Genomic DNA, 20,836 nt, shown 5'->3' on the forward strand with positions numbered 1-20,836 from the left:
CACATTCTGAAGCTATGTAAAACACAATTCGATAAAAAACCGATTCACTGGGCGGTTAATAATTTTTTTATACTTTTACGTCTATCAAACCAACCTGCTTAGCTTGTGCACTAAACGAAGGTTCAAAAGCTAACCACTCAACGGACATCAGCCTCAAACCCGAGTCTTCAAAGTTTTGCTCAAGTATAGCTTGCTGCTGCTTTATGACTGCCAAATAATCATCCGATGCGCTATAAAACTTACACTTAAATGCGTGCAATTCATAGCTCAACAAGCACGTTAAGTTATGCTTCGATAGCTGCAAACTAAACATAACCTCCCAAACCTCATCTTCCTGATTAGCTTTATGTCTTAGTTCTATTCGCAAAGCCTCAACCGCTTGGCCCAATACAACAGGAATGCTTGATGAGAAAAAGTCCAGATTACTAAGTTGATTATATTGAACAAGACTGATCTGGTTAATCGCCTGCCCCACCATGCCAATCGCCTGCGCCAGGCTTGGCGTTGACCTTGCTGACTGCTGCTCAAGCATTTGCTGTTGAAGCTTAAACAAATCACCTTTTAAGTCGTGAGATAGGTTTGGTTTTTTTTTCACTAAGCTATTTTCAAAAAAAACACCCGATTGCTCTAGAGCCTGCTTTAACCTGTTGGCTGTTAACCGATTATCAACTTTTAATAGTTGATTTAAAAGCTGAGTAAAGCTAGCTTGGATACTCGGTGGTAATTGCGCCAACATTTGAGGTTGCATTAGCGTCGTTAAAACTTGATTTACTGGCGTTGAGTTAGGTAAAAGTTGACGATAAATCGCTTTATCATCATGTTTACTCGACGTCTCCATGCTCACAAGTAGTCGGATCTGACCTTGATAATCTGTTACCCTTGCCGAAAGCACCTGCCCTGGCGTCAGATCAAGATGTGTTTTGGCTTGAATAACCTGTCCCCCGACCGAAACCCTCAACACCCCCTCGTCACGTTGGATGACTTGCAGACTTAGCGTTTGCCCAACCATGGCCTTTAAGCTCGTCAATAGCTGCGGTGAGTTTACTTGCGCTTGCAGAACACCAGATGGCCTGACATTCGGCTGTCCAATCTGTTCCATATTTGACACCCTAGCTGTTTATAAAAAAGGCTCTCAGTAAAAGACCTATCTAATCCCAACGAATCAACCTTTAGCCCTAAATATTAAACTATAATATGATTTATAAATGCCTTAGATTACCAGTTAAAGCACTATACAAGTTGAATTTAATCAATCAATCAATTTGAAGGCTCAGAAAACAGCTCTATAAAAAGGAATTTGCCTTATGAGTGCGAATGAATATGCTTTTAATGATAAAGACTTTAGACGAGTAAAGTCTATTGTTTACAACTTTGCAGGCATTGACCTTAATGATACCAAGAAAAACCTGGTCTACAACCGACTAGCCAAGCGCATACGTTTTTTAGGAATGAATAGCTTTTCAGACTACCTAGATTATGTTGATGAAATGGGGGAAGAGGAGTTTGTGAATTTGATTAATGCCATCACCACAAACCTCACGTTCTTTTTCAGAGAAAACCATCATTTTGATTATTTAGCACAGCAGGTTATTCCGCATTTACTTGAAAAAAACAAAGCTTCTAAAAAAATACGGATTTGGTCAGCGGGCTGCTCAACCGGTGAGGAACCCTACTCTATTGCAACGGTATTAAAAGAAACCGTACCTGCCGATTGGAGCGCACGGGTTTTAGCAACCGACCTAGACACAACAGTAGTTGAAACCGCACGCCAAGGTGTGTATAAAGTAGAGCGATTAAAAGGCGTGTCTGAAGCACGAAAAAAAAGATGGTTCTTAAAAGGTAAAGGTGAGCGCGATGGACTCGTAAAGGTCAAACCTGAGCTGCAAGAAATTATCGACTTTGGTCAAATAAACCTGATGAATGAATGGCCCATTAAGGATAAGGTTGATGTAATTTTTTGTCGTAATGTCGTTATCTACTTTGACAAACCGACTCAAACAAAACTATTCAATCGCTATGCCGACCTATTACCCGACAATGGCCACCTATTTATTGGCCATTCTGAATCACTTTATAAAATATGTGATCGGTTCGAATTACTTGGACAAACGATTTATAGAAAAATTAGATAACCTACTCCTAATTTAACTAAGAGACTAACCATGCAAAAGATTAAAGTACTAATAGTTGATGACTCTGCGCTAGTAAGGCAAATGCTAAGCGAAATGCTGTCTTCTCACCCACAAATTGAAGTGGTAGGCAGTGCGAATGATCCCTATATGGCTCGCGACATGATTAAGCAGCTGCATCCAGATGTGCTCACTTTAGATATTGAAATGCCAAAAATGGACGGCATTAGTTTCCTCAAAAATTTAATGCGACTCCATCCCCTTCCTGTCGTCATGGTTTCAACCCTTACTGAGCACGGTGCAGAAGTGACACTTCAAGCACTTGAGCTTGGGGCGATTGACTTTGTCACCAAACCTAAAATCAATCTTGTGCAAACCTTTGAACAGTACACTCAAGAAATTTGCGCTAAAGTATTAATGGCCTCAAAAGTAACTCGAGGTACGCTTGAAAGGCAATATGCTCGCTTTTCATCCAACTTACAAAGCCGCCCTAAAGTTGAACGATTGGAACCAGCACCCAGTGTCAGTGAAAAATATGATGCAGATATCATTTTGAAAAAATCTACAACCTTAAGGCCATCTAGACGAGGTGAGAAAGTTATTGCCATAGGTGCATCTACAGGGGGCACCGAAGCCATTAAAGAAGTGCTGATGCGTTTACCGGCATCAACTCCGCCTATTGTTATCTCTCAACATATCCCTGCTGCCTTTTCTAGACCCTTTGCCCAGCGCATGGATAGTGTCTCTGAGTTAACAGTGCACGAGGCTAAAGACAACCAACCTCTTCTTCAAGGCCATGTTTACATCGCCCCTGGAGACAAACACTTGCTTATTGAACCCGTTGGTGGCAAATATGTTTGCCGTTTAAACGATGGCCCACCGGTTAACCGCCATAAACCCTCAGTAGATGTGATGTTCAGAAGCGTAGCACAAAATGTAGGTAGCAATGCCATAGGTGTAATTTTGACGGGTATGGGCGCTGATGGGGCGAAAGGCCTAAAAGAAATTCAAGAAATGGGCGCACCAACCATCGCCCAAGACCAAAAAACCAGTGTCGTTTGGGGTATGCCAGGAGAAGCCGTAAAGCTCGAGGCTGCAGACCAGATTTTACCCCTTGATAAAATTGCACATAAAATATTAAACCTAGTAAACAAATAATGGCATGAAGCCTGCTTTTATCCAAATTATCATCCTGGCTAAGTCGCAGGATTCTGACACTTGTATAAAATACGCTCGCTGCACCCTATTAAGGAAACGTTCTACATGAAACTCATCATAGAAAAAATGCTTGTACAAGTAAAACATCAATGGCTAGCCTGGACGATAACACTGGTTACGCTATGCTTGATCCTACTTGTAAACATAGCGGTCATTTCAGTCATTTCAGTTCTCATAACCGCACTCGTTTGGTCCAAACAAAGCCAACCAAGTAGCGCACTAACCCATGCCGACAAGGATCTAAATGACACGCTACCACCTTCAATTGCTATCAGAGAATCGGGGGAATCGCTACAGGTTATTATGGGTGATGTAGATGCCGTGGTCGCTCAAGAAGTGGATATTGTGGTCAGTGAACTTGGTCAGGTTAAAGAATTAGTCGCGGAGGCGATTGAAACGCTTAATGAAAGCTTTACAGGGTTACATCACCAAACAACCCAACAATACGAATTAGTTTTGTCACTACTCGCCAATCTTGGTGGCACGGGTGAAGGTATGAGCATTGAAAAATTCTCCGCCGAAACCAAACAGGTTCTCCAGCAGCTTATTGATATGATTTCTCACGGCAGCCAGCGCAGCAATCAAACCATGCATAAAATCGATGAAATGGTCACCCAGATTGATGGTATTTTTCATCTATTAGAGGATGTAAAAGGTATCGCTGATCAAACTAATTTACTTGCACTGAATGCCGCAATTGAAGCCGCTCGCGCCGGTGAAGCCGGGCGTGGTTTTGCGGTTGTGGCCGATGAAGTGAGAAAGCTTTCATTAAATTCAAATCAACTAAATGAACAGATTCGCCTTAAAGCACAAAAAGCGAATCAAACCGTTGAACAAGTAAAATCAATTGTCAGTGAAATGGCCAGCAAAGACATGGAACAAGCCGCCACCTCCCAACAACGTGTCAATACTATGCTTGTCGATCTTGAAGCGATGAACTCCACTATTTCGACTAAACTGGGAGATGTATCAAGTATTATCGGTGATATAGAACGCAGCGTGTCCAATGCCGTTCGCTCACTGCAATTTGAAGACATAGTCCGCCAGCTTGTTGAGCAGGTTATGAATCATCTACAAAACTTAAATAGCTTCTCACGCGAAATTAATTATTACCTTGATAGTGAAAAGCAAAACCCATCCAATTCAACACAAGAGTATCAACAGCGATTAAATGACTTCCGCGCTCGGATTCATGCAGAACGCAACCAAATTGAATCCAGCCGAATGCGCCGCGTAAGCAGTGGAACGATGGATGAGGGTGAGATTGAACTTTTCTAAATGCTGGCTTATTCCCCAACCAGGCCTGGTTGGGGTCACTTAACGATTAAACAAGTTGATGATTTTGTTTTAAATAGGCTAACAGCCCTTTTGATGCCTCATCCACCATATCAAATACTTGGTTAAACCCTTCTGCTCCTCCATAATAGGGGTCAGGAACGTAAGCATGTTTACTATCCGGTACAAATTCCATAAACAATTTAATTTTAGGTTTTAAATCCGATGGGGCCATCTGCTCTAGGATAGATAAGTTATCGCCATCCATCGCTAAAATATAATCAAACTCGATCAGATCTGAAAAGTCTACTTTTCTAGCTCGCAAATCCTGCATTTTAATGCCGCGCTCATTAGCGGTTTTCATTGAACGCTCATCGGGCGGATTACCAACATGATAAGCATGAGTACCGGCCGAGTCTATGCTAATATGTGAATCTAAACCTTCAGATTCGACTAGTTTTCTAAATACAGCATGCGCTGTCGGTGATCGGCAAATATTGCCCATGCAAACAAATAACACAGAAATCTTTTGGCTCATAAGCTAAGCTCCTTTAAAATAAACCATGATTCTACACCTAAAGACACCTAATGATCAAAAACATCACCCCAGCACCAGACTGGATAATTTACCAGGACCAAGATATTGTCGCGGTTAACAAGCCCAGCGGCCTACTCTCTGTTCCAGGCAAAAACCCTGAGCACAAAACCTGCGTACTTAGCTACTTACACCTTAGCCACCCGTCTGCGCTTATTGTTCATCGCCTAGATATGGACACCTCGGGGATTTTATTACTCGCACTAAATAAAGCCAGTCACCGAGCGCTAAGCATACAATTTCAGGAACGCCAAACCAGCAAGGTTTATCATGCCCTAGCGGCTGGAAAGTTGAGCCAAACCAAAGGATTTATTAACCTTCCAATGCGCTGTGATTGGGAAAACAGACCAAGACAAATAATTGACTTTAATCAAGGGCGGTCAGCTCAAACAGAATGGACATTGCTAAATCAATACAGTAATTATTTCTCAGTGGCTCTTTATCCAATAACCGGACGTTCTCACCAGCTTAGAGTGCATATGAAGTCCCTTGGACACCCTATTTTAGGTGATAATCTTTATGCTGATAAATCCACAGATGAGCGTGTTAATCGCCTTATGCTTCACGCAACTGAATTACAATTTACGCACCCAACAAAACAGCATCAAATAACTCTACGCTGTCCAGTTGATTTTATCTAGTCATTGGCATATTTCATGCTTGAATACGCCTAAATAAAGCCTAAGCTTATCAACAAATTAAAGGGGGTTGTAATGACCGTTCAAGAGAAAGAAGAACTTGCAAACTTAGAAATGATGAAAATGCTTGAAGAAACTAATGAACTAGATGAGATAGCTGAACTAGACGAGGTAGCTGAACTAGTCGAGATAGCTGAACTAGACGAACTAGACGAACTAGACGAACTAGACGAACTAGACGAACTAGACGAACTAGACGAACTAGACGAGATAGCCGAACTAGACGAGATAGCCGAACTAGAATCGACCGAGGAACCACCCTCTATAGATACCTCTGTTGATTATATGCAAGAAGCCATTGAACTTGATAAAGAAATGCGCTCAATCGCTGATGAAATCAAGCAAACGGCTTCCGAAGTAAATAATCTTGCGATATCAACGGCTAAACAAGCACAAAACTCTGCTGAAAAAACGCGCTCCGCCATTGAAGCAACCTTCAATGCCGCTGAACGCGCCTTTGAAACAGTTAAAAACGCAGGCTACACGATTGATGAAGCGCAACTTGATACATTAAAATCGGCCGATGAAATTGCAACAGAACTTAATGTTATAAAAGAAAAAAACAATGCACTTAAAGCTGCTAACGATCAAATTAAACAACGGTTGGCTCAATTAAAAGGAAAATAATCCTTATTAAGCTACCGAATAAATTAAACAGGCATGTTTTATGACTAATATTGCAGATGAACTTCTTGATGAACTTGAAACACTTGAGCAAACGACTGATATGCTTGAAAGCCAAGTACAAGACGTTAAAGATACGCGCTCTAAATTAAAAAACGCGCCTAACCCTCAAGAAATCAATACCACGGCCTTATTACTTGAAGCGATCAAAGCAACACAAAAGGCAACAGAAAACAGTCAAGAAAGTGCTCAAATTAATCTTCGTATTGCAGATAAACAACAAGCTCACCTTGACGATTTACAAGATATCGCCCTCTCTTCACGTCAAGCAATGCGCAATTCCAGCCAAGACAACAAATCTATTCGTAGCTTTGTGGCCGGCGTGTCTATAACCGCAATAGTGCTCCTGGGTGGCATTGCTGGGGTATCAGCTTGGTTTTTTTATGAAGGTCAAAAGCAACAAATCGCGTTCGAACAGTCAATTATTGACATCATAAAAACAGAAAACTCGCTTAATCAACGTCAACTTAATTTAAAAATAAACGAACTCGCCTCTATCATTGAAGTATCTATTGAAAACCCTATTTCCACAGACTTCAATTTAGGTGAATCGTTAAACGATACCCCGCTGGAGCCGGTAAAAATTGTAGCCGAAAATGAACAGCTAACCAAAGAAATAACCCAACTTAAACAATGGCTAGAATCCGCAACACAAACAAACCAGCAACAACTCTCCGCATTCCTAACCAAAACAAACGCAGATATCGCTGCGCTTAAACGCTCAACAGATACCCTAACTAAAAACCTAGCAACCCAACCGACTTCAACTACGAGCATATCCAATTTAATGCCACGTTTTAATGCGCTAGATGCACAACTAAAACAAATCCATCAACTCCTTCAGTCGAGAACGGACTTATCCACAGGATCAAACTACAAATCCACTCCACTTGATGATAAAGAAATCAAGCGTTTAGAAATAAAAGTACTCGAACTAACTAAACAACAGCAAGCATTAGAAAAAGCCGTTGATACGCTAACAACCACCATTGGCGAAATGCAAAAAGAGTTAGCTAACCCTTCTCAACATTATCGCTACCGCAACCCTTACGAATACTCCAATTAACACCTGAACCCAGCTCAATTTACCTTAGGCAATCAATCTAAAAAGGCCTAAGGTAAGACCTAATTCAAACTATAGAAAACTATCCAGCAACGTTTGATGCAAACCACCAAAACTACCGTTGGACATAATAACCACTTGGTCGCCTGCCTGCAGTTCGTTGGCTAGGGTGTTTAATAAAGCCTCGTAGCTGTTTTCAACCGTCACTTTTTGGCTAAAAGCCTCTGTGGGCAGTTGCCAATTCCATGCAGGATCAATAAACGCATACACCGCATCGGCATCGACAAAAGCTTGCGGCAAGGTGTTTTTATGCACCCCAAGGCGCATGGTATTGGATCGCGGTTCAAATACGGCAATTAAACGCCCTGACTTATTTTTACTACCAGTTTGCGCCATTTGTTTTTTTAACCCTTGCAGCGTCAAAACGATTGCCGTTGGATGATGTGCAAAATCATCATAAATGGTAATGCCTTTCGCTTCGCCCACTTTAGTCATACGTCGGCGAACGCCTTTAAACTTGCTCAAAGCATTGACCGCCTCAAACGGTGGTACACCCGCATGCACCGAGGCCGCAATAGCACTCAAGGCGTTTTGCACATTGTGCAAGCCTGTCATGCCCCAATGCACCTGACCGATTAACTTACCTTGGTACAAAACGCTAAATGCACTGCCATCCTCAATAAGCAGGCCTGCTTGCCAATCGCCCTGCTCCAAACCCAAGGTTTGAGTCGGCGTCCAACAACCCCGCTCCAATACTTCATCAAGCGCCTGTTCTTGTGCAGGATAAATAATTAAACCATTGCCCGGAACCGTGCGCACCAAGTGATGAAATTGCGTTTGAATCGCGGCTAGATCAGGGAAAATATCGGCATGATCAAATTCGAGATTATTCATCACCAGCGTACGCGGGTGATAATGAACAAACTTAGAGCGCTTATCAAAAAACGCGGTGTCGTATTCATCCGCTTCCACTACAAAAAACGGCGTATCGCCTAATCGTGCGGAAACGCCAAAGTTTTCCGGCACGCCGCCAATCAAAAAGCCAGGATTAAGTCCGGTATAGTCCAGAACCCAAGCCACCATCGCGCTGGTAGTGGTTTTACCATGCGTGCCGGCCACTGCGATAACCCAACGATCGTGCAAGACATTTTCGGCTAACCATTGCGGGCCGGAGGTATACACCTGCTGGGCATTTAAGGTGGCTTCGACCGCGACATGACCGCGACGCATCGCATTACCGATCACCACTTGCTCAGGTGGGTTTTGCAGAAAACGCAAGTCGTCATCAGCCATAACCGCAATGCCGGCCTGCTCAAGCTGGGTGCTCATGGGTGGATAAATCGCTTTATCCGAGCCGCTGACCTGATGGCCTTTTGCTTTGGCTAATTGCGCGATTCCGCCCATAAAGGTACCCGCGATACCAAGAATATGAATATGCATAAAAAAATTCCTAAATTTAACCTTAGAGATTTTACAGCAAATACTGTACCCAACCAGGCCTGGTTGGGTAATAGGCTCAGCTTAAAGCATGAAGCAAGATGTAGCTAACTACATGCGCTTGTACAACTTAATTAGGAAATTGTAACCACCAGGTGTCCAAAAAAGCTTGGTCATAACATCTATACAACGACCTAACCGATAGACAGCTGACCCTATTAATTAATTTTTTATGAAATAAAATGACAAAGTCACTTCAAAGGTTGTATCTTTAATAAAACTCTATATGATTTATGTCATCATTAGAAAATCTAATGGCTTAAGTCACTCTTTCAACTATGGAGCTTTACCATGAACACAAAACTAAAACAAGCCTTACTCATTTCTGGTTTTACCCTCTCCTCTTCAGTCGCTTTCGCAATGGGCGACAAACCTGCAGCTGAAATCACCCCAGACCCTTATGCCAATCTAATTGAACAACCCCTTAACTTGGGTGAACACTTTGCGCTGCGCACCTACACGGGTCAAGCGGTTGGCCTTGCGCTAACCAATCAACTCAATATCAAAAGCCTAAATATCGTGCAAAACACCAGCTCTATCTGTACCTCACTGGCCGCAGCAATTGGTGCAGAAGCGGTCGCACACAACCGTGACAACAATGTTTATCTTTCTATTGCTGTGAATGAGCCAGATGATGTCGCCAACCAAGCGGCCCGCATGATGGACAAAGAGGCTGTTGCGCTAGTATTTGGTGGTCAAACACCGGCGCCACAAAACTATTCCCTAACCAAAGCGACCCTTTCTGAGCTGGCTAAGGCCGACTACCAAGGCGCTATTTTTTACCACGTTGCGGTATGGGCGCCTAAGATGCTAGAAAAAATCGCTGCCGAAGATGCCGCCATTAAGGCTTATCTAACCGCAAAACAAAATATGTTTGCTGTTACCATCAATCCTAATGATGGCCTAATGTTAATCCATCAAGTGGCATTAAAGGCTAATGGTGAACAAGCCTCTGTCGCCGTTCTTCACCAAGAAGACATGAACGACAGCTGGTTAAACCTATTCAAACGCTCTTTAATTCAACGTAATTAATTAGTAACCCCCTTGCATTAAAGCCTGCCTTAAGGCTATCAGCCAACGCTGATAGCCCATCACAAAACCCAATCTAGCTTACCCATTCGTCAGGATGAAAAATAATTACACACACCTAAATAATTATTTTGGTATCATAAAACGATGAATTAAACCTGGGATAACATAATGAAGGATAACTATTGGCTTTCGCTTTCTGCCGGCTTAATGATGCTAGCGGTTGGACTCGGTGCGTTTGGTGCACATGGCCTTGAAGACCAGCTATCGGCAAAACAAATGGCTACGTGGCAAACCGCTGTGTTTTATCATTTTATTCATGCGATCGCGCTGCTTGTGTTAAGTTTGGCGGCATTAATTAAACCCACACTCCGCTTTAAAGGAATAAAAACCGGATTATTGCTTGGGATTGTGTTCTTTTCAGCTAGCCTTTATTTTTGGGTCTTAACTAGTTGGCAGCCATTGGTTTTTATTACACCCGTTGGCGGCATTATTTGGCTTATCAGTTGGCTAGCCTTTAGCTACCAGGCCTGGTTTTTTAAGACATCGACTTGACATTAGGTAAATAAAACCACATAATTTCAAAAAATTAAAATGATTATCATTAAGAGACTCTGTGTTACATGGATAATATTCAACTTTACTTAGACCTTACCTTTTTTACCATTTTGGGATTGATGATGTTCATCGCACTATGGATTACCTTTGAACGACTATTCTTATTTAAACGGATTAAAATTGAAGACTATGCGCATATTGAGTTGCTCAATATCGACATCACGCGCAACTTGACCACTCTGTCTACGATAGGTGCAAACGCACCCTATGTCGGTCTATTGGGCACGGTTATTGGTATCTTAATTACGTTTTATGAAATCGGGATGAATGACAGCCTTGAAACCTCGGTGATTATGACGGGGCTCGCTTTGGCGCTTAAGCTGACAGCCGCCGGTATCGCAGTCGCCATCCCCGCTTTGATGTTCTATAACGGACTCTTGCGTAAAGTGGAAGAAATCCAAGCCAAGTACCGCGTTTATCAAGACCTATCGCCCAAAGCCCAGACAGCTATGAAGGATTGATCATGAAACGCTTCGATTCGATGAATGTGATTCCGCTCATTGATGTGATGCTGGTTTTATTAGCCATAGTGTTGCTCACCGCCTCATTTATTGTGCATGACAAAATTGATATCCAATTACCCAAAACTGAAAATACCGCCAGTTTTAAACCTGAAGACAGGGTGAAGCTTAATCTCTCGCTCGATAGTTCCGGCCAGATGTATTGGGATGGTGAAGCGATTCAAACGGAAGGTTTGAATCAAAAAATGGCGCAACTGGAACGTGACACCTTGATTCAGCTTCGCGTCGATCAGGCCGTTGAGTTTCATTTTTTTATCACGCTAATGGATATTGTTAAAAAACACCAACATGACAATATCAGCATTCTGACGGAACGCAAAAGTTAATGTGGCGTTCTGACTCAACCAAGGGCTTTGTTGCTGCCCTGGCCATATACCTCAGCCTATCCATAGCGATGGCCGCTTGGTTCTGGCAAAGAACGCCCGAACCACCCGTTTCCAATGAACGCGCAGTCCCTGTCACCCTAGCGATGTTTGCCCCACCGCCTCAACCGACTCCTGAACCCATTCCAGAACCTGAACCAATCCCAGAGCCTGAACCCATTCCAGAGCCTGAACCCATTCCAGAGCCTGAACCCATTCCAGAACCTGAGCCAATCCCAGAACCTGAACCCATTCCAGAACCTGAACCCATTCCAGAACCTGAACCCATTCCAGAACCTGAACCCATTCCAGAACCTGAACCCATTCCAGAACCTGAACCCATTCCAGAACCTGAACCCATTCCAGAACCTGAACCCATTCCAGAACCTGAACCCATTCCAGAACCTGTTGTGGAGCAAATGATGACTGAACCCGCGCAAGAACTTGTTATTCAGGAACCACAAATTGAACCCGAGCCGATGCCGCTTGAACCGCAAATAAGCCAAGCGCAAATCCAAGCTGCCGAACAACGTTACCTCAACGAACTATCGAGCACACTGATTCGCCATGCTCAAGACAGCTATCCTCGGATGGCACAACGCCGAGGCTGGCAAGGCCAAGTGATCGTCAGCTTCACCCTGCTGCGTGATGGGCGCATCATCGATATTGAAATAAGCGACTCCTCAGGACGAAAAATACTAGATGATGCCGCCATCAGCATCTTTATCGAACGCATGCAACAACAATTCCTACCCTTCCCACCCGAAATAACCCGCGACCGCTGGTCTCACAGCGTTCCAATTGAATACAAACTCAGATAAATCAGGATTTGCCGATCATCTCTAAAGGATAAATTATTCAATTTGGCAATTAGCTTTCATGTTAAACAACCAAATCACAAAGACATTGACGCAATGAATTACGCCAATATGGAATAGCAAAATTGTAATCCTGTTTAATTTTTGCTTTATTCAGTAAGCTGTAATGAGGTCGTTTTGCCGCGGTTGGGTAGTATTGTGTTTCAACTGGGATGATTTGGCACTTAACATCCGATAACTCAAAAATGGCTTTAGCGAAATCATACCAACTGCATACGCCCTCGTTGGAATAGTGATAAATATTAACCTCAGCGCCATGCCGGACTTGATCCGGCATCTTTGGGGTTGTGAGATTCCGGCCTTCGTCAGAATGACACGCTAAGCTAAGCACTGCTTGCGCCAAATCCGACGCATAAGTCGGGCTGCCAACTTGATCGAAAATCACACCCAGCTGATCACGTTCTTTACCCAGGCGCAGCATGGTTTTGACGAAGTTGTTACCAAATTCAGAATACACCCAACTGGTGCGAATAATCGTGGCTTGGCAACCTGAGCTAATCACCGCCTGCTCGCCTAACCATTTGGTCATACCATAGACACCTTGCGGAGCGGTCGCATCGGTTTCTAGATAAGGCCGATGGCTACAGCCATCAAACACATAATCGGTGCTGATATGCACCAAGTGGCTATGCTGTGCTTTGGCGATATCGGCTAATTGTTTGACCGCGAGGTGATTCACTTGGTCGGCCAATTCAGGCTCGGATTCGGCTTTGTCCACCGCTGTATAAGCCGCGCAATTAATAATCACGTCAAACCGCTGGTCGCTGAAATAGGTTTCAATCGACTGTGGATTTGACAAGTCCAATGCATCGCGCCCGACAAACGTAAAATCGAAACGCGTGTCGTCGTCTAGGATTTTTTTCAGACTTTGGCCCAGTTGGCCGCTTTTGCCGGTAACCAAGATTTGTAATTTATTTAACATAATAACCACCTGTTTTAGGCGCACCTCGAAATTCAATTTTATTTTGGTCTTTGAGTTGTTTTATCCAGCGCTCTATCGTTCTTAGTGGCTGGTCTAGCTGTTGCGCAATTTGTTTTGCGCTCAACCCAGGGCTAACATTTATAAACTCAAGAAGGTTGTTTACACCGCCACTTACACCGCCACTTACACCGCCACTTACACCGCCACTTATACCCTCATCCAGTCTTTGTTTGTAGAGCGTTACGCGGAACCCATGCTGAAACTCTTCAAATTTTGGCTCAATAACGCCGTGGTTTAAGCAGGCCTGGCGAATACGTTTAATCCCTGAACCGTATTTTTCAATAATGCCGGCTTCTTTGAACATATTAGTAACGGCTCGATTGCGGACTTTTGAGGCGTAATCACCCTTTAATAATTCTTCAATCGTCAGATCACCATAGAGCTTACCGGGGTTAAAAAACTCGATGCGATCATCAAATATTTTTACAATCGAATGACTTGAATCGCGATAGTCACGATGTACCACCATATTGATCACCACCTCACGAATGGCATCTAATGGATAATCAAAACGCTCAGTACGCTGTGGCTCGCCGGTGATAATAAACTCAACCATTAGGTGTTTACGAATAAACTCGATAGCCTTATCAACTTGACTAGGCAGGTCGGTGTTGATGTCGATGTTGTCGATAATGGTGATTTCGCTTTTAAAGCGCCCTATTTGAAATGAGGTAATCGCGGAAAAATTATCCACAAACAATAAGTAAGCGGCAAAGGTCAACTGCTGGTCTTTGATGAGTTCGTATTTTCGCAAAACCGCTAGCGGATCTTCTTGAAACTGTTTGTTCTGATGTTTCTCAATGCGCTGTAAGAACTTGGAAACCTTGTCTAATGAGATATCTTCAAAATCATGGCGGGTATCAACATAGTAATCCCAACTGCTATTGAGGGTTTTTAGATGTTCGTTGGCGACTTCATCTAAGCTCATTAAGTGGTTTGCGTTACGAATACGTTTGTAATAACGGTGCTTATAAGCAATCGGTTTAATCGGTTGCTCTATTACCGTTATTAGAACGAGCGCTTTGCCTTCAAGCACCAAGGTATCCATTTCTGGTATTAGGCTTGGGTAAGTGACGTTTTTGATTTGGTTTTGCCAATCTTTGAGTGTTTCTGAGCTTAAAGAGACACCTATAAGCTGTTTGTCGTCTGTTAAGCCGACTAGTATCTTGCCACCCTTTGCATTGGCGAACGCCACCGCCGTCTCTATCGCTTCTTTTTGAAAAGAGGTTTTAAATTCAACCTGATCGGTTTCACCTTGTTTAATGAGTGACAAAATAGAGTTCATTCAATTACTCATAAAGATTTTTAACATAATCAAAGGCGGCGGATTCTGCGGCGATGTCCACCAGGCCTGGTTGTTGTTGATCTTTGGAGGAGAGTTTGAGCTGCTCTAACGGCAAGTGCCAATCGATATTTAGAACAGGGTCATCAAACGCCAAGCCTCTGTCGCACTCAGGTGAGTAGTAGTTATCGACTTTATAGGAGAAAATCGCTGTCTCACTCAGCACCACAAAGCCATGAGCAAATCCTCGCGGAATAAAGTGCTGGTACTTATTGATATTGTTTAAGATTGCTGACACATGTTGTCCATAAGTGAGACTACCCTGGCGTATATCCACCGCCACATCCAACACCTCGCCCTCTATTACCCGCACCAATTTACTTTGCGCAAACGGGGGTAATTGAAAATGCAAGCCACGCAATACACCTTGGGACGATTTGGATTCATTGTCTTGACAAAAGTTGACCCTATACCCCACTGCACTTTCAAGCTTATCTTGACGGAAAGTTTCAACAAAATAGCCTCTTTCGTCAACAAAAATTTTAGGTTTGAAGATTACAACTTCAGGAATAGATTGCTTAATAAAATTCATCAGCACAACTCATTAGTGAAAATTTGATTGCATAAGCCTAGTTAAATTATAGTAATACCAAAAATGCTACTTCTGCTTCGATATTTATTATAACTCTTTCAGTAAAGCCTTAAAGACCCGAGTAAACTGCGCTAAAATATTAACTTTATTAGAGCATTACGAGAACAGCATGAGCAAACCGATTTTGTTTAGTGGCATTCAGCCTTCGGGCGATTTAATGATTGGTAATTATATTGGCTCTATTAAAAATTGGGTTAAGTTACAAGATGATTATCAGTGCCTTTTTTCTTTGGTTAATATGCATGCGATTACCGTCGAGCAAGATCCCCAAGCCCTGGCACAACGCAGTTTAGATTTTGTCGCCCTTTACCTTGCATCAGGTATTGATCCGAAAAAAAGCACGGTATTTATTCAATCACACGTATCCGAACACGCTGAACTTGCGTGGATTTTGAATTGCGCTACCTATATGGGTGAGCTTAATCGTATGACGCAGTTTAAGGATAAATCGCAAAAGCACGATCACAATATTAATGCGGGCTTGTTTAATTACCCGGTGTTGATGGCGGCGGATATTTTACTCTATCAAACAGAGTTAGTGCCTGTCGGTGCTGATCAAAAACAACACTTAGAATTAACGCGTGATTTGGCTCATCGTTTTAACAATCGTTTTGGTCGCGAGATTTTTAAAGTTCCTGAGCCGTTTATCGCCCCGGCTAGTTCAGGGGGGCGGATTATGAGTTTGCAAGATCCGACCAGCAAAATGTCCAAGTCTGATGAAAATAAAAATAATTTTATTGGCTTGCTTGATGACCCGAAAACCATCCTTAAAAAATGTAAAAAAGCGGTCACCGATTCAGGGGATGTGATTGAATACGATGTGGATAACAAACCCGGCGTATCAAATCTACTGACTATTTATTGCGTTATTAGCGGTCAGCCGATTGAACAGGTCGTCGCCCATTTTGATGGCAAGATGTATGGCCATTTAAAAGTTGAACTTGGTGAACTTATAGTGGACTACCTGGCGCCGATTCAACAGCGTTTTTATGCTATTCGTGACGATGAAACCTATTTACAAGGTGTGTTGAAAACCGGCGCTGATCAAGCCCGTGAACAAGCTCAAAAAACCCTGCGCGATGTACAGCAAACGATTGGCTTTATCCTGCCTTAAACATCAAAAAACTACGTTATAACCAGGCCTGGTTATAACGTCAGATTCTATTAAACTTTGTAATGTTTAATCCCTGACAAAACAGTTAGCAGTTTTAAAAACGCCTGGCAGGATTCGATTGAAGCGGTTTCGGACATGGTGTGATACCCGGTGGTGGGGATTTGCAGGGTGGTGCCGTGGACAAAACCATTCGAGGCTAGGGTAATTCGCCCCATCTCGGTACTGCCGAGTGATTTGGGTGGCAATCCTTTCGACACTAACTCACGATTTTGTTTTTCAACAAATGCATCTTTAAAGCTATAACTGATATCAAGCTGTTCGCATAGGTTCACTAGTTGGTCGGTCGTTTCTGTGTTGTAGTGTGCATGGTTATCTTTGCGTCGTAGTACAACCTGTTGAACATCGGCTGCTTTGCGGTCTGGATAAGGGCTGGTATCGACCACAATAAGCTGGTTGGTTGACCCCCCAAAACGTCGAAACCACTCTAATAAATAACGCCAGCTAGAGCCTGACTCCTCTTGCGCGGTAAAAAACGCGGTGCCTTCGAACCCTAGACTAAACAAATGCACGAGTAACGCAGCGGTGAGCACATTATCAAGCTGGCCGCTTAGCAAATTCCCTTCAATTTTAAGCCCATCACGAAACGCTACAGGCGTGCCTGCCACCAGATGCTCTAAGCCTTCGAGTTCAAAAATAAGGTTATTGCGAAATTCACAGATAGCGGTATTTTTAATCACCCCCGATCCACGATAAGCACCCGACCAGGGTTCATAGGCCATGACAGGGGTGGATTCAAATCGCTCACCAATTTTTTGCATCAATTCTTCACTCACGGCATTGCCAAGTAAGTCCGAACGGTGTCCAGAGACAAAGGCGGCATATTGAAATTCATTTGGGCCGGTGCAGATTAGTCCATGACGATCAATATGTGCCGAAAACATCGCACTATTAGGCTGGCGGCCTTGAGCGACCAGCAAGCCTTCGTACCAGGTTATTTTTGCGCCCCGCTCTTCTAGCTCGCGCTGCAACACACGAAAAAACGAGTGTTCTGCACCCACCACACAGGGCTGTCGGATCAAGCTTTTCAGTAAATCAATAAACTCAGCGAAGCGATGATCCATTTGTATAGCCTTTTTTTATTACTTGAAACCGCGTTATGAATAGGAACAACAATAATCCGTTACGGATTTAACCTTGATACCAAATTTAGCATGAGCGGGTACTTCAAATGATTTGCCACCCACAATGGTTTGCCAAGTGTTTGATCCAGGTAAAAGCACCTCAACTTCACCCGCCAATATTTCCATTAGTTCGTTTTCATCGGTACCAAACTCATAGTCACCCGGCATCATTATGCCCAGGGTTTTGCGAGAACCGTCTGCAAACTTTATAATGCGGCTGGTAACTTTACCATCAAAATATATATTGGCTTTTTTTACAACGCTAACACCATCAAATTGATTCATTTTTATCTCCTATTTAAGTCAAAAACAAATGAAAACTAAGTTCTTATATGGTCGGCACCAATCAGCTCGATTTGGTAACCATCAGGGTCGGCCAGAAATGCGATAAGGGTTGTACCCGCATTCATCGGTCCTGCTTCGCGTAAAATGGTGCAGCCTTTAGCTTTGGCCTCTTCGGTGGCTTGGTACACGTCTTCGACCTCAAGTGCAATATGGCCATAAGCCGTGCCCATTTCATAGTCTGTAACGCCCCAGTTATAGGTCAGTTCTAACACGGTATGATCGGCCTCATCACCATAACCCAAAAACGCTAGGGTAAACTCACCTTTTGGATAGTCTTTCTGACGCAAAAGCGTCATACCCAACACCTCGGTATAAAAATCAATTGAGCGCTGTAAATCACCGACTCTTAGCATGGTATGTAACATTCGCATTCTTGCTCTCCTTATTGATGTTGTATTTTTAACCAGCGCCAGGCGATGAGCATGGCTAACAGAACCGCTAAAGACGATACCATATAGGATAAAAACGCCCCGCCGATTGTCCAGGTTAGGCCGGCGACTAACGCGCCCAATGCACCGCCTAATCCTTGGCTTGTTGCTGCATAAATCGCTTGGCCTCGTCCGCTAAGCTTACCCTTAAATACATCATCAATCAAATGCAATGCTGCGGCATGAAACAAGCCAAAGCTCGCCGCATGAAGGGTTTGCGCAAGCATCATCCAGCTTAGGGTTTCCACCCCCCAGATATTTAACTGCCAACGCAACAGGGTTAAGCCTAAGCTGGCAAGGATTAGGTGCCTGACAGATAGGTTTTTAAATAACCAAACCATACTTAAGAACACAAAAATCTCAGCCACAACGCCCAGTGTCCAAAGCCAAGCAATCACTTGTTTGCTGTAACCGTGGGTGGTTAAGTCAATCGAAAAAAAGTTGTAATAGGTGCCGTGCGAAAACTGGATTAAGAAACTAACCGCTAGCAACGACCACACCAACGGCGATTTAAGCAAAGGGAGTATTTTTTGCTCGGCACTCTGCGCGCTTGGCCGCGTCCGACTATCTTTTAAGCTCCAGGTTGCAATCCAAAGCAAGGTAAACAGCAACAAAATAACCCAAGGAAATCCGCTTAATCCGTAACGGCTAAAGAGCTCGCCCAACACCAATACGGCGGCGACAAAACCGAGCGAACCCCAAAGTCTGATTTTGCCGTATTGGGTTTTGTGCTCGCCCAGTTGATTGAAGGTGTAGGCTTCAAACAGAGGTAAACCACCATGCCAGAAAAAACTAAACAGGGTAACAACTAGCAGCACCCCAATGAAACTCTCCGTCCAGAGCAAGCCGATTGATGTGAAGGTCGCCGTGCCGATAACAAAGCGAATCCAGGGCATGACTTTTCCGCTTCGATCAGCTAACCATCCCCATAAATAAGGCGCAACAATTTTTGTACCGATTAACGCTGCCATGACCTGACCAATCTGCCACGCACTAAAGCCTAGACTTTGCATGTAGAGGCCAAAAAAAGGCAATAAACTACCGAAAAGGCTGAAATAGAAAAAGTAATAACTGGATAGGCGCCATCTTGGGAAAACAGATGACGCGGCCGATTCAGGCGTCGGTTTATTAAGCTGGGGCAATTTTCGCCAAATCCATCACCGGAGGAATAACATCACCATTTTGTGCACGTTGGCGCATGAAGTGGTCAAGTAACACGATCGCCATTTGTGCTTCAGCAATCGGCGTTGCGCGAATGCCCACACAGGGATCATGGCGGCCTTTGGTTATCATTTCAACCGCTTCGCCTTGACGATTAATGCTTTGACCTGGCACAGTGACACTGGAAGTGGGTTTTAGCGCAATATGGGCCATAATGTCTTGCCCAGTGGAAATACCGCCTAAAACCCCCCCCGCATGGTTGGAATGGAAGCCACGCTCAGGCGACATTTCATCACGATGCTCGGTGCCTTTTTGTTCAACCACGGCAAACCCATCACCGATTTCAACCCCCTTAACGGCATTAATGCTCATTAACGCATGCGCCAAATCAGCATCTAAACGATCAAATACAGGTTCGCCCAACCCTACGGGAACATTTTTTGCCACGATGGTGATTTTTGCACCAATCGAGTCACCGGTTTTTTTCAGCTCGGTCATATAGGCTTCCATTTCATCTACCTTATCGACATCTGGGCAAAAGAACGGATTACTATCAATCGTTTCCCAGTTAACCTTGTCAATTTTGATTGGCCCTAACTGAGATAAATAGCCTTTTACTTCAACGCCCAAACGCTCGCGCAGCAGCTTTTTAGCAATCGCACCCGCCGCCACCCGCATCGCGGTTTCACGCGCGGAAGATCGCCCACCGCCACGGTAGTCACGCACGCCGTATTTTTGTAAATAGGTATAGTCCGCATGGGCTGGACGGAAGGTTTCAGCAATTTTTGAGTAGTCTTGGGAGCGCTGATCCATGTTTTCAATCAACAGTCCAATCGGTGTTCCCGTCGTCACGCCTTCAAACACGCCTGACAAAATTTTAACTTGATCGGGTTCTCGACGTGCTGTGGTAAATTTTGAGGTACCGGGTTTACGACGATCAAGTTCAGCTTGAATATCAGCTTCTGTAATCGCCAGGCCTGGTGGACAGCCATCAATAATACAGCCTAACGCCAAACCATGACTTTCTCCAAATGTAGTCACACGAAATACTTGCCCTAATGTATTACCCGCCATATTTAACCTTTTTTAATCTAATCTGTTTAATATTTAATATCTGCTTAATT

23 protein-coding genes are annotated in these 20,836 nt (G+C 43.6%); 12 read left to right on the top strand and 11 right to left on the bottom strand.

Annotation, left to right across the window (positions count from 1 at the left end; genetic code table 11):
* Window positions 1-67: 67 nt before the first annotated feature.
* Window positions 68-1,099, bottom strand: coding sequence for a TP0910 N-terminal domain-containing protein (locus P8S55_RS00645; protein WP_289224371.1), 1,032 nt, complete (start codon window positions 1,097-1,099; stop codon window positions 68-70).
* Window positions 1,100-1,304: 205 nt separating this feature from the next.
* Between P8S55_RS00645 and P8S55_RS00650 the strand changes: the two genes are divergently transcribed.
* The 3 genes from P8S55_RS00650 (at window position 1,305) to P8S55_RS11190 (ending at window position 4,625) form a co-directional block, all read left to right on the top strand.
* A complete protein-coding gene (locus tag P8S55_RS00650; protein WP_289224372.1) occupies window positions 1,305-2,132 on the top strand; it encodes a CheR family methyltransferase in 828 nt (275 codons plus the stop codon).
* Between the two features lie 30 nt (window positions 2,133-2,162).
* Window positions 2,163-3,287, top strand: coding sequence for a protein-glutamate methylesterase/protein-glutamine glutaminase (locus tag P8S55_RS00655; RefSeq protein ID WP_289224373.1), 1,125 nt, complete (start codon window positions 2,163-2,165; stop codon window positions 3,285-3,287).
* Between the two features lie 612 nt (window positions 3,288-3,899).
* Window positions 3,900-4,625: a methyl-accepting chemotaxis protein gene (locus P8S55_RS11190; RefSeq protein ID WP_503010451.1), complete on the top strand. Its 726-nt coding sequence runs from the start codon at window positions 3,900-3,902 to the stop codon at window positions 4,623-4,625.
* A gap of 46 nt (window positions 4,626-4,671) precedes the next feature.
* Here P8S55_RS11190 and P8S55_RS00665 read toward each other — a convergent pair whose 3' ends face one another.
* Window positions 4,672-5,160: a low molecular weight protein-tyrosine-phosphatase gene (locus tag P8S55_RS00665; RefSeq protein ID WP_289224375.1), complete on the bottom strand. Its 489-nt coding sequence runs from the start codon at window positions 5,158-5,160 to the stop codon at window positions 4,672-4,674.
* A gap of 50 nt (window positions 5,161-5,210) precedes the next feature.
* On the opposite strand from P8S55_RS00665, the gene P8S55_RS00670 reads away from it, so the two are divergent.
* The 3 genes from P8S55_RS00670 to P8S55_RS00680 all read left to right on the top strand — a co-directional run bounded on the left by P8S55_RS00670 (window position 5,211) and on the right by P8S55_RS00680 (window position 7,665).
* Window positions 5,211-5,858, top strand: a complete 648-nt coding sequence (locus P8S55_RS00670) for an RluA family pseudouridine synthase (RefSeq protein ID WP_289224376.1) — start codon at window positions 5,211-5,213, stop codon at window positions 5,856-5,858.
* A gap of 72 nt (window positions 5,859-5,930) precedes the next feature.
* Window positions 5,931-6,542 carry a hypothetical protein gene (locus P8S55_RS00675; RefSeq protein ID WP_289224377.1) on the top strand — a complete coding sequence of 204 codons (612 nt, stop codon included), beginning with the start codon at window positions 5,931-5,933 and terminating at the stop codon, window positions 6,540-6,542.
* 40 nt (window positions 6,543-6,582) lie between these two features.
* Complete coding sequence (locus P8S55_RS00680) at window positions 6,583-7,665, top strand: hypothetical protein (protein WP_289224378.1); 1,083 nt, start codon at window positions 6,583-6,585, stop codon at window positions 7,663-7,665.
* Between the two features lie 69 nt (window positions 7,666-7,734).
* Here P8S55_RS00680 and mpl read toward each other — a convergent pair whose 3' ends face one another.
* Window positions 7,735-9,102 (bottom strand): UDP-N-acetylmuramate:L-alanyl-gamma-D-glutamyl-meso-diaminopimelate ligase, encoded by a 1,368-nt coding sequence (gene mpl / locus P8S55_RS00685; RefSeq protein WP_289224379.1) that lies wholly within the window; start codon window positions 9,100-9,102, stop codon window positions 7,735-7,737.
* A gap of 348 nt (window positions 9,103-9,450) precedes the next feature.
* Between mpl and P8S55_RS00690 the strand changes: the two genes are divergently transcribed.
* The 5 genes from P8S55_RS00690 (at window position 9,451) to P8S55_RS00710 (ending at window position 12,510) form a co-directional block, all read left to right on the top strand.
* Entirely contained in the window at window positions 9,451-10,191 is a 741-nt protein-coding gene (locus P8S55_RS00690) for a hypothetical protein (protein ID WP_289224380.1), read from the top strand.
* 168 nt (window positions 10,192-10,359) lie between these two features.
* Window positions 10,360-10,743, top strand: coding sequence for a DUF423 domain-containing protein (locus P8S55_RS00695; protein WP_289224381.1), 384 nt, complete (start codon window positions 10,360-10,362; stop codon window positions 10,741-10,743).
* Window positions 10,744-10,811: 68 nt separating this feature from the next.
* Window positions 10,812-11,267 (top strand): TonB-system energizer ExbB, encoded by a 456-nt coding sequence (exbB, locus tag P8S55_RS00700; RefSeq protein WP_289224382.1) that lies wholly within the window; start codon window positions 10,812-10,814, stop codon window positions 11,265-11,267.
* Between the two features lie 2 nt (window positions 11,268-11,269).
* The gene (locus tag P8S55_RS00705; protein ID WP_289224383.1) at window positions 11,270-11,653 is read left to right on the top strand and encodes a biopolymer transporter ExbD; all 384 of its coding nucleotides are present in this window, start codon (window positions 11,270-11,272) and stop codon (window positions 11,651-11,653) included.
* Window positions 11,653-12,510 carry an energy transducer TonB gene (locus tag P8S55_RS00710; RefSeq protein ID WP_289224384.1) on the top strand — a complete coding sequence of 286 codons (858 nt, stop codon included), beginning with the start codon at window positions 11,653-11,655 and terminating at the stop codon, window positions 12,508-12,510. Before P8S55_RS00705 ends, P8S55_RS00710 begins: the two co-directional genes overlap by 1 nt.
* Window positions 12,511-12,571: 61 nt before the next feature.
* Here the strand turns inward: P8S55_RS00710 and rfbD are convergent, their stop codons facing one another.
* The 3 genes from rfbD to rfbC are packed head-to-tail and all read right to left on the bottom strand — an operon-like array spanning window position 12,572 to window position 15,423.
* A complete protein-coding gene (rfbD, locus tag P8S55_RS00715) occupies window positions 12,572-13,489 on the bottom strand; it encodes a dTDP-4-dehydrorhamnose reductase (protein WP_289224385.1) in 918 nt (305 codons plus the stop codon).
* On the bottom strand, window positions 13,479-14,834 hold the full coding sequence (locus P8S55_RS00720) for an ATP-binding protein (RefSeq protein ID WP_289224386.1): 1,356 nt from the start codon (window positions 14,832-14,834) through the stop codon (window positions 13,479-13,481). Before P8S55_RS00720 ends, rfbD begins: the two co-directional genes overlap by 11 nt.
* A gap of 4 nt (window positions 14,835-14,838) precedes the next feature.
* Window positions 14,839-15,423 (bottom strand): dTDP-4-dehydrorhamnose 3,5-epimerase, encoded by a 585-nt coding sequence (rfbC, locus tag P8S55_RS00725; RefSeq protein WP_289224387.1) that lies wholly within the window; start codon window positions 15,421-15,423, stop codon window positions 14,839-14,841.
* A gap of 169 nt (window positions 15,424-15,592) precedes the next feature.
* On the opposite strand from rfbC, the gene trpS reads away from it, so the two are divergent.
* A complete protein-coding gene (trpS, locus tag P8S55_RS00730; protein ID WP_289224388.1) occupies window positions 15,593-16,597 on the top strand; it encodes a tryptophan--tRNA ligase in 1,005 nt (334 codons plus the stop codon).
* Between the two features lie 50 nt (window positions 16,598-16,647).
* Here the strand turns inward: trpS and P8S55_RS00735 are convergent, their stop codons facing one another.
* Genes P8S55_RS00735 through aroC form a run of 5 tightly spaced genes read right to left on the bottom strand, consistent with a single transcriptional unit; the run spans window position 16,648 to window position 20,786 of the window.
* Window positions 16,648-17,718, bottom strand: a complete 1,071-nt coding sequence (locus tag P8S55_RS00735) for a peptidase M42 (protein WP_289224389.1) — start codon at window positions 17,716-17,718, stop codon at window positions 16,648-16,650.
* 33 nt (window positions 17,719-17,751) lie between these two features.
* Window positions 17,752-18,063, bottom strand: a complete 312-nt coding sequence (ppnP, locus tag P8S55_RS00740) for a pyrimidine/purine nucleoside phosphorylase (protein ID WP_289224390.1) — start codon at window positions 18,061-18,063, stop codon at window positions 17,752-17,754.
* A 35-nt stretch (window positions 18,064-18,098) separates the two neighbouring features.
* Entirely contained in the window at window positions 18,099-18,494 is a 396-nt protein-coding gene (gene gloA / locus P8S55_RS00745) for a lactoylglutathione lyase (protein WP_289224391.1), read from the bottom strand.
* Window positions 18,495-18,505: 11 nt separating this feature from the next.
* On the bottom strand, window positions 18,506-19,693 hold the full coding sequence (locus P8S55_RS00750; RefSeq protein WP_289224392.1) for an MFS transporter: 1,188 nt from the start codon (window positions 19,691-19,693) through the stop codon (window positions 18,506-18,508).
* Window positions 19,680-20,786, bottom strand: coding sequence for a chorismate synthase (gene aroC / locus P8S55_RS00755; RefSeq protein ID WP_289224393.1), 1,107 nt, complete (start codon window positions 20,784-20,786; stop codon window positions 19,680-19,682). Before aroC ends, P8S55_RS00750 begins: the two co-directional genes overlap by 14 nt.
* Between the last annotated feature and the right edge of the window lie 50 nt (window positions 20,787-20,836).

This window comes from Thiomicrospira sp. R3 (genome assembly GCF_029581415.1).
In the GTDB taxonomy this organism is placed as follows: Bacteria; Pseudomonadota; Gammaproteobacteria; order Thiomicrospirales; family Thiomicrospiraceae; genus Thiomicrospira.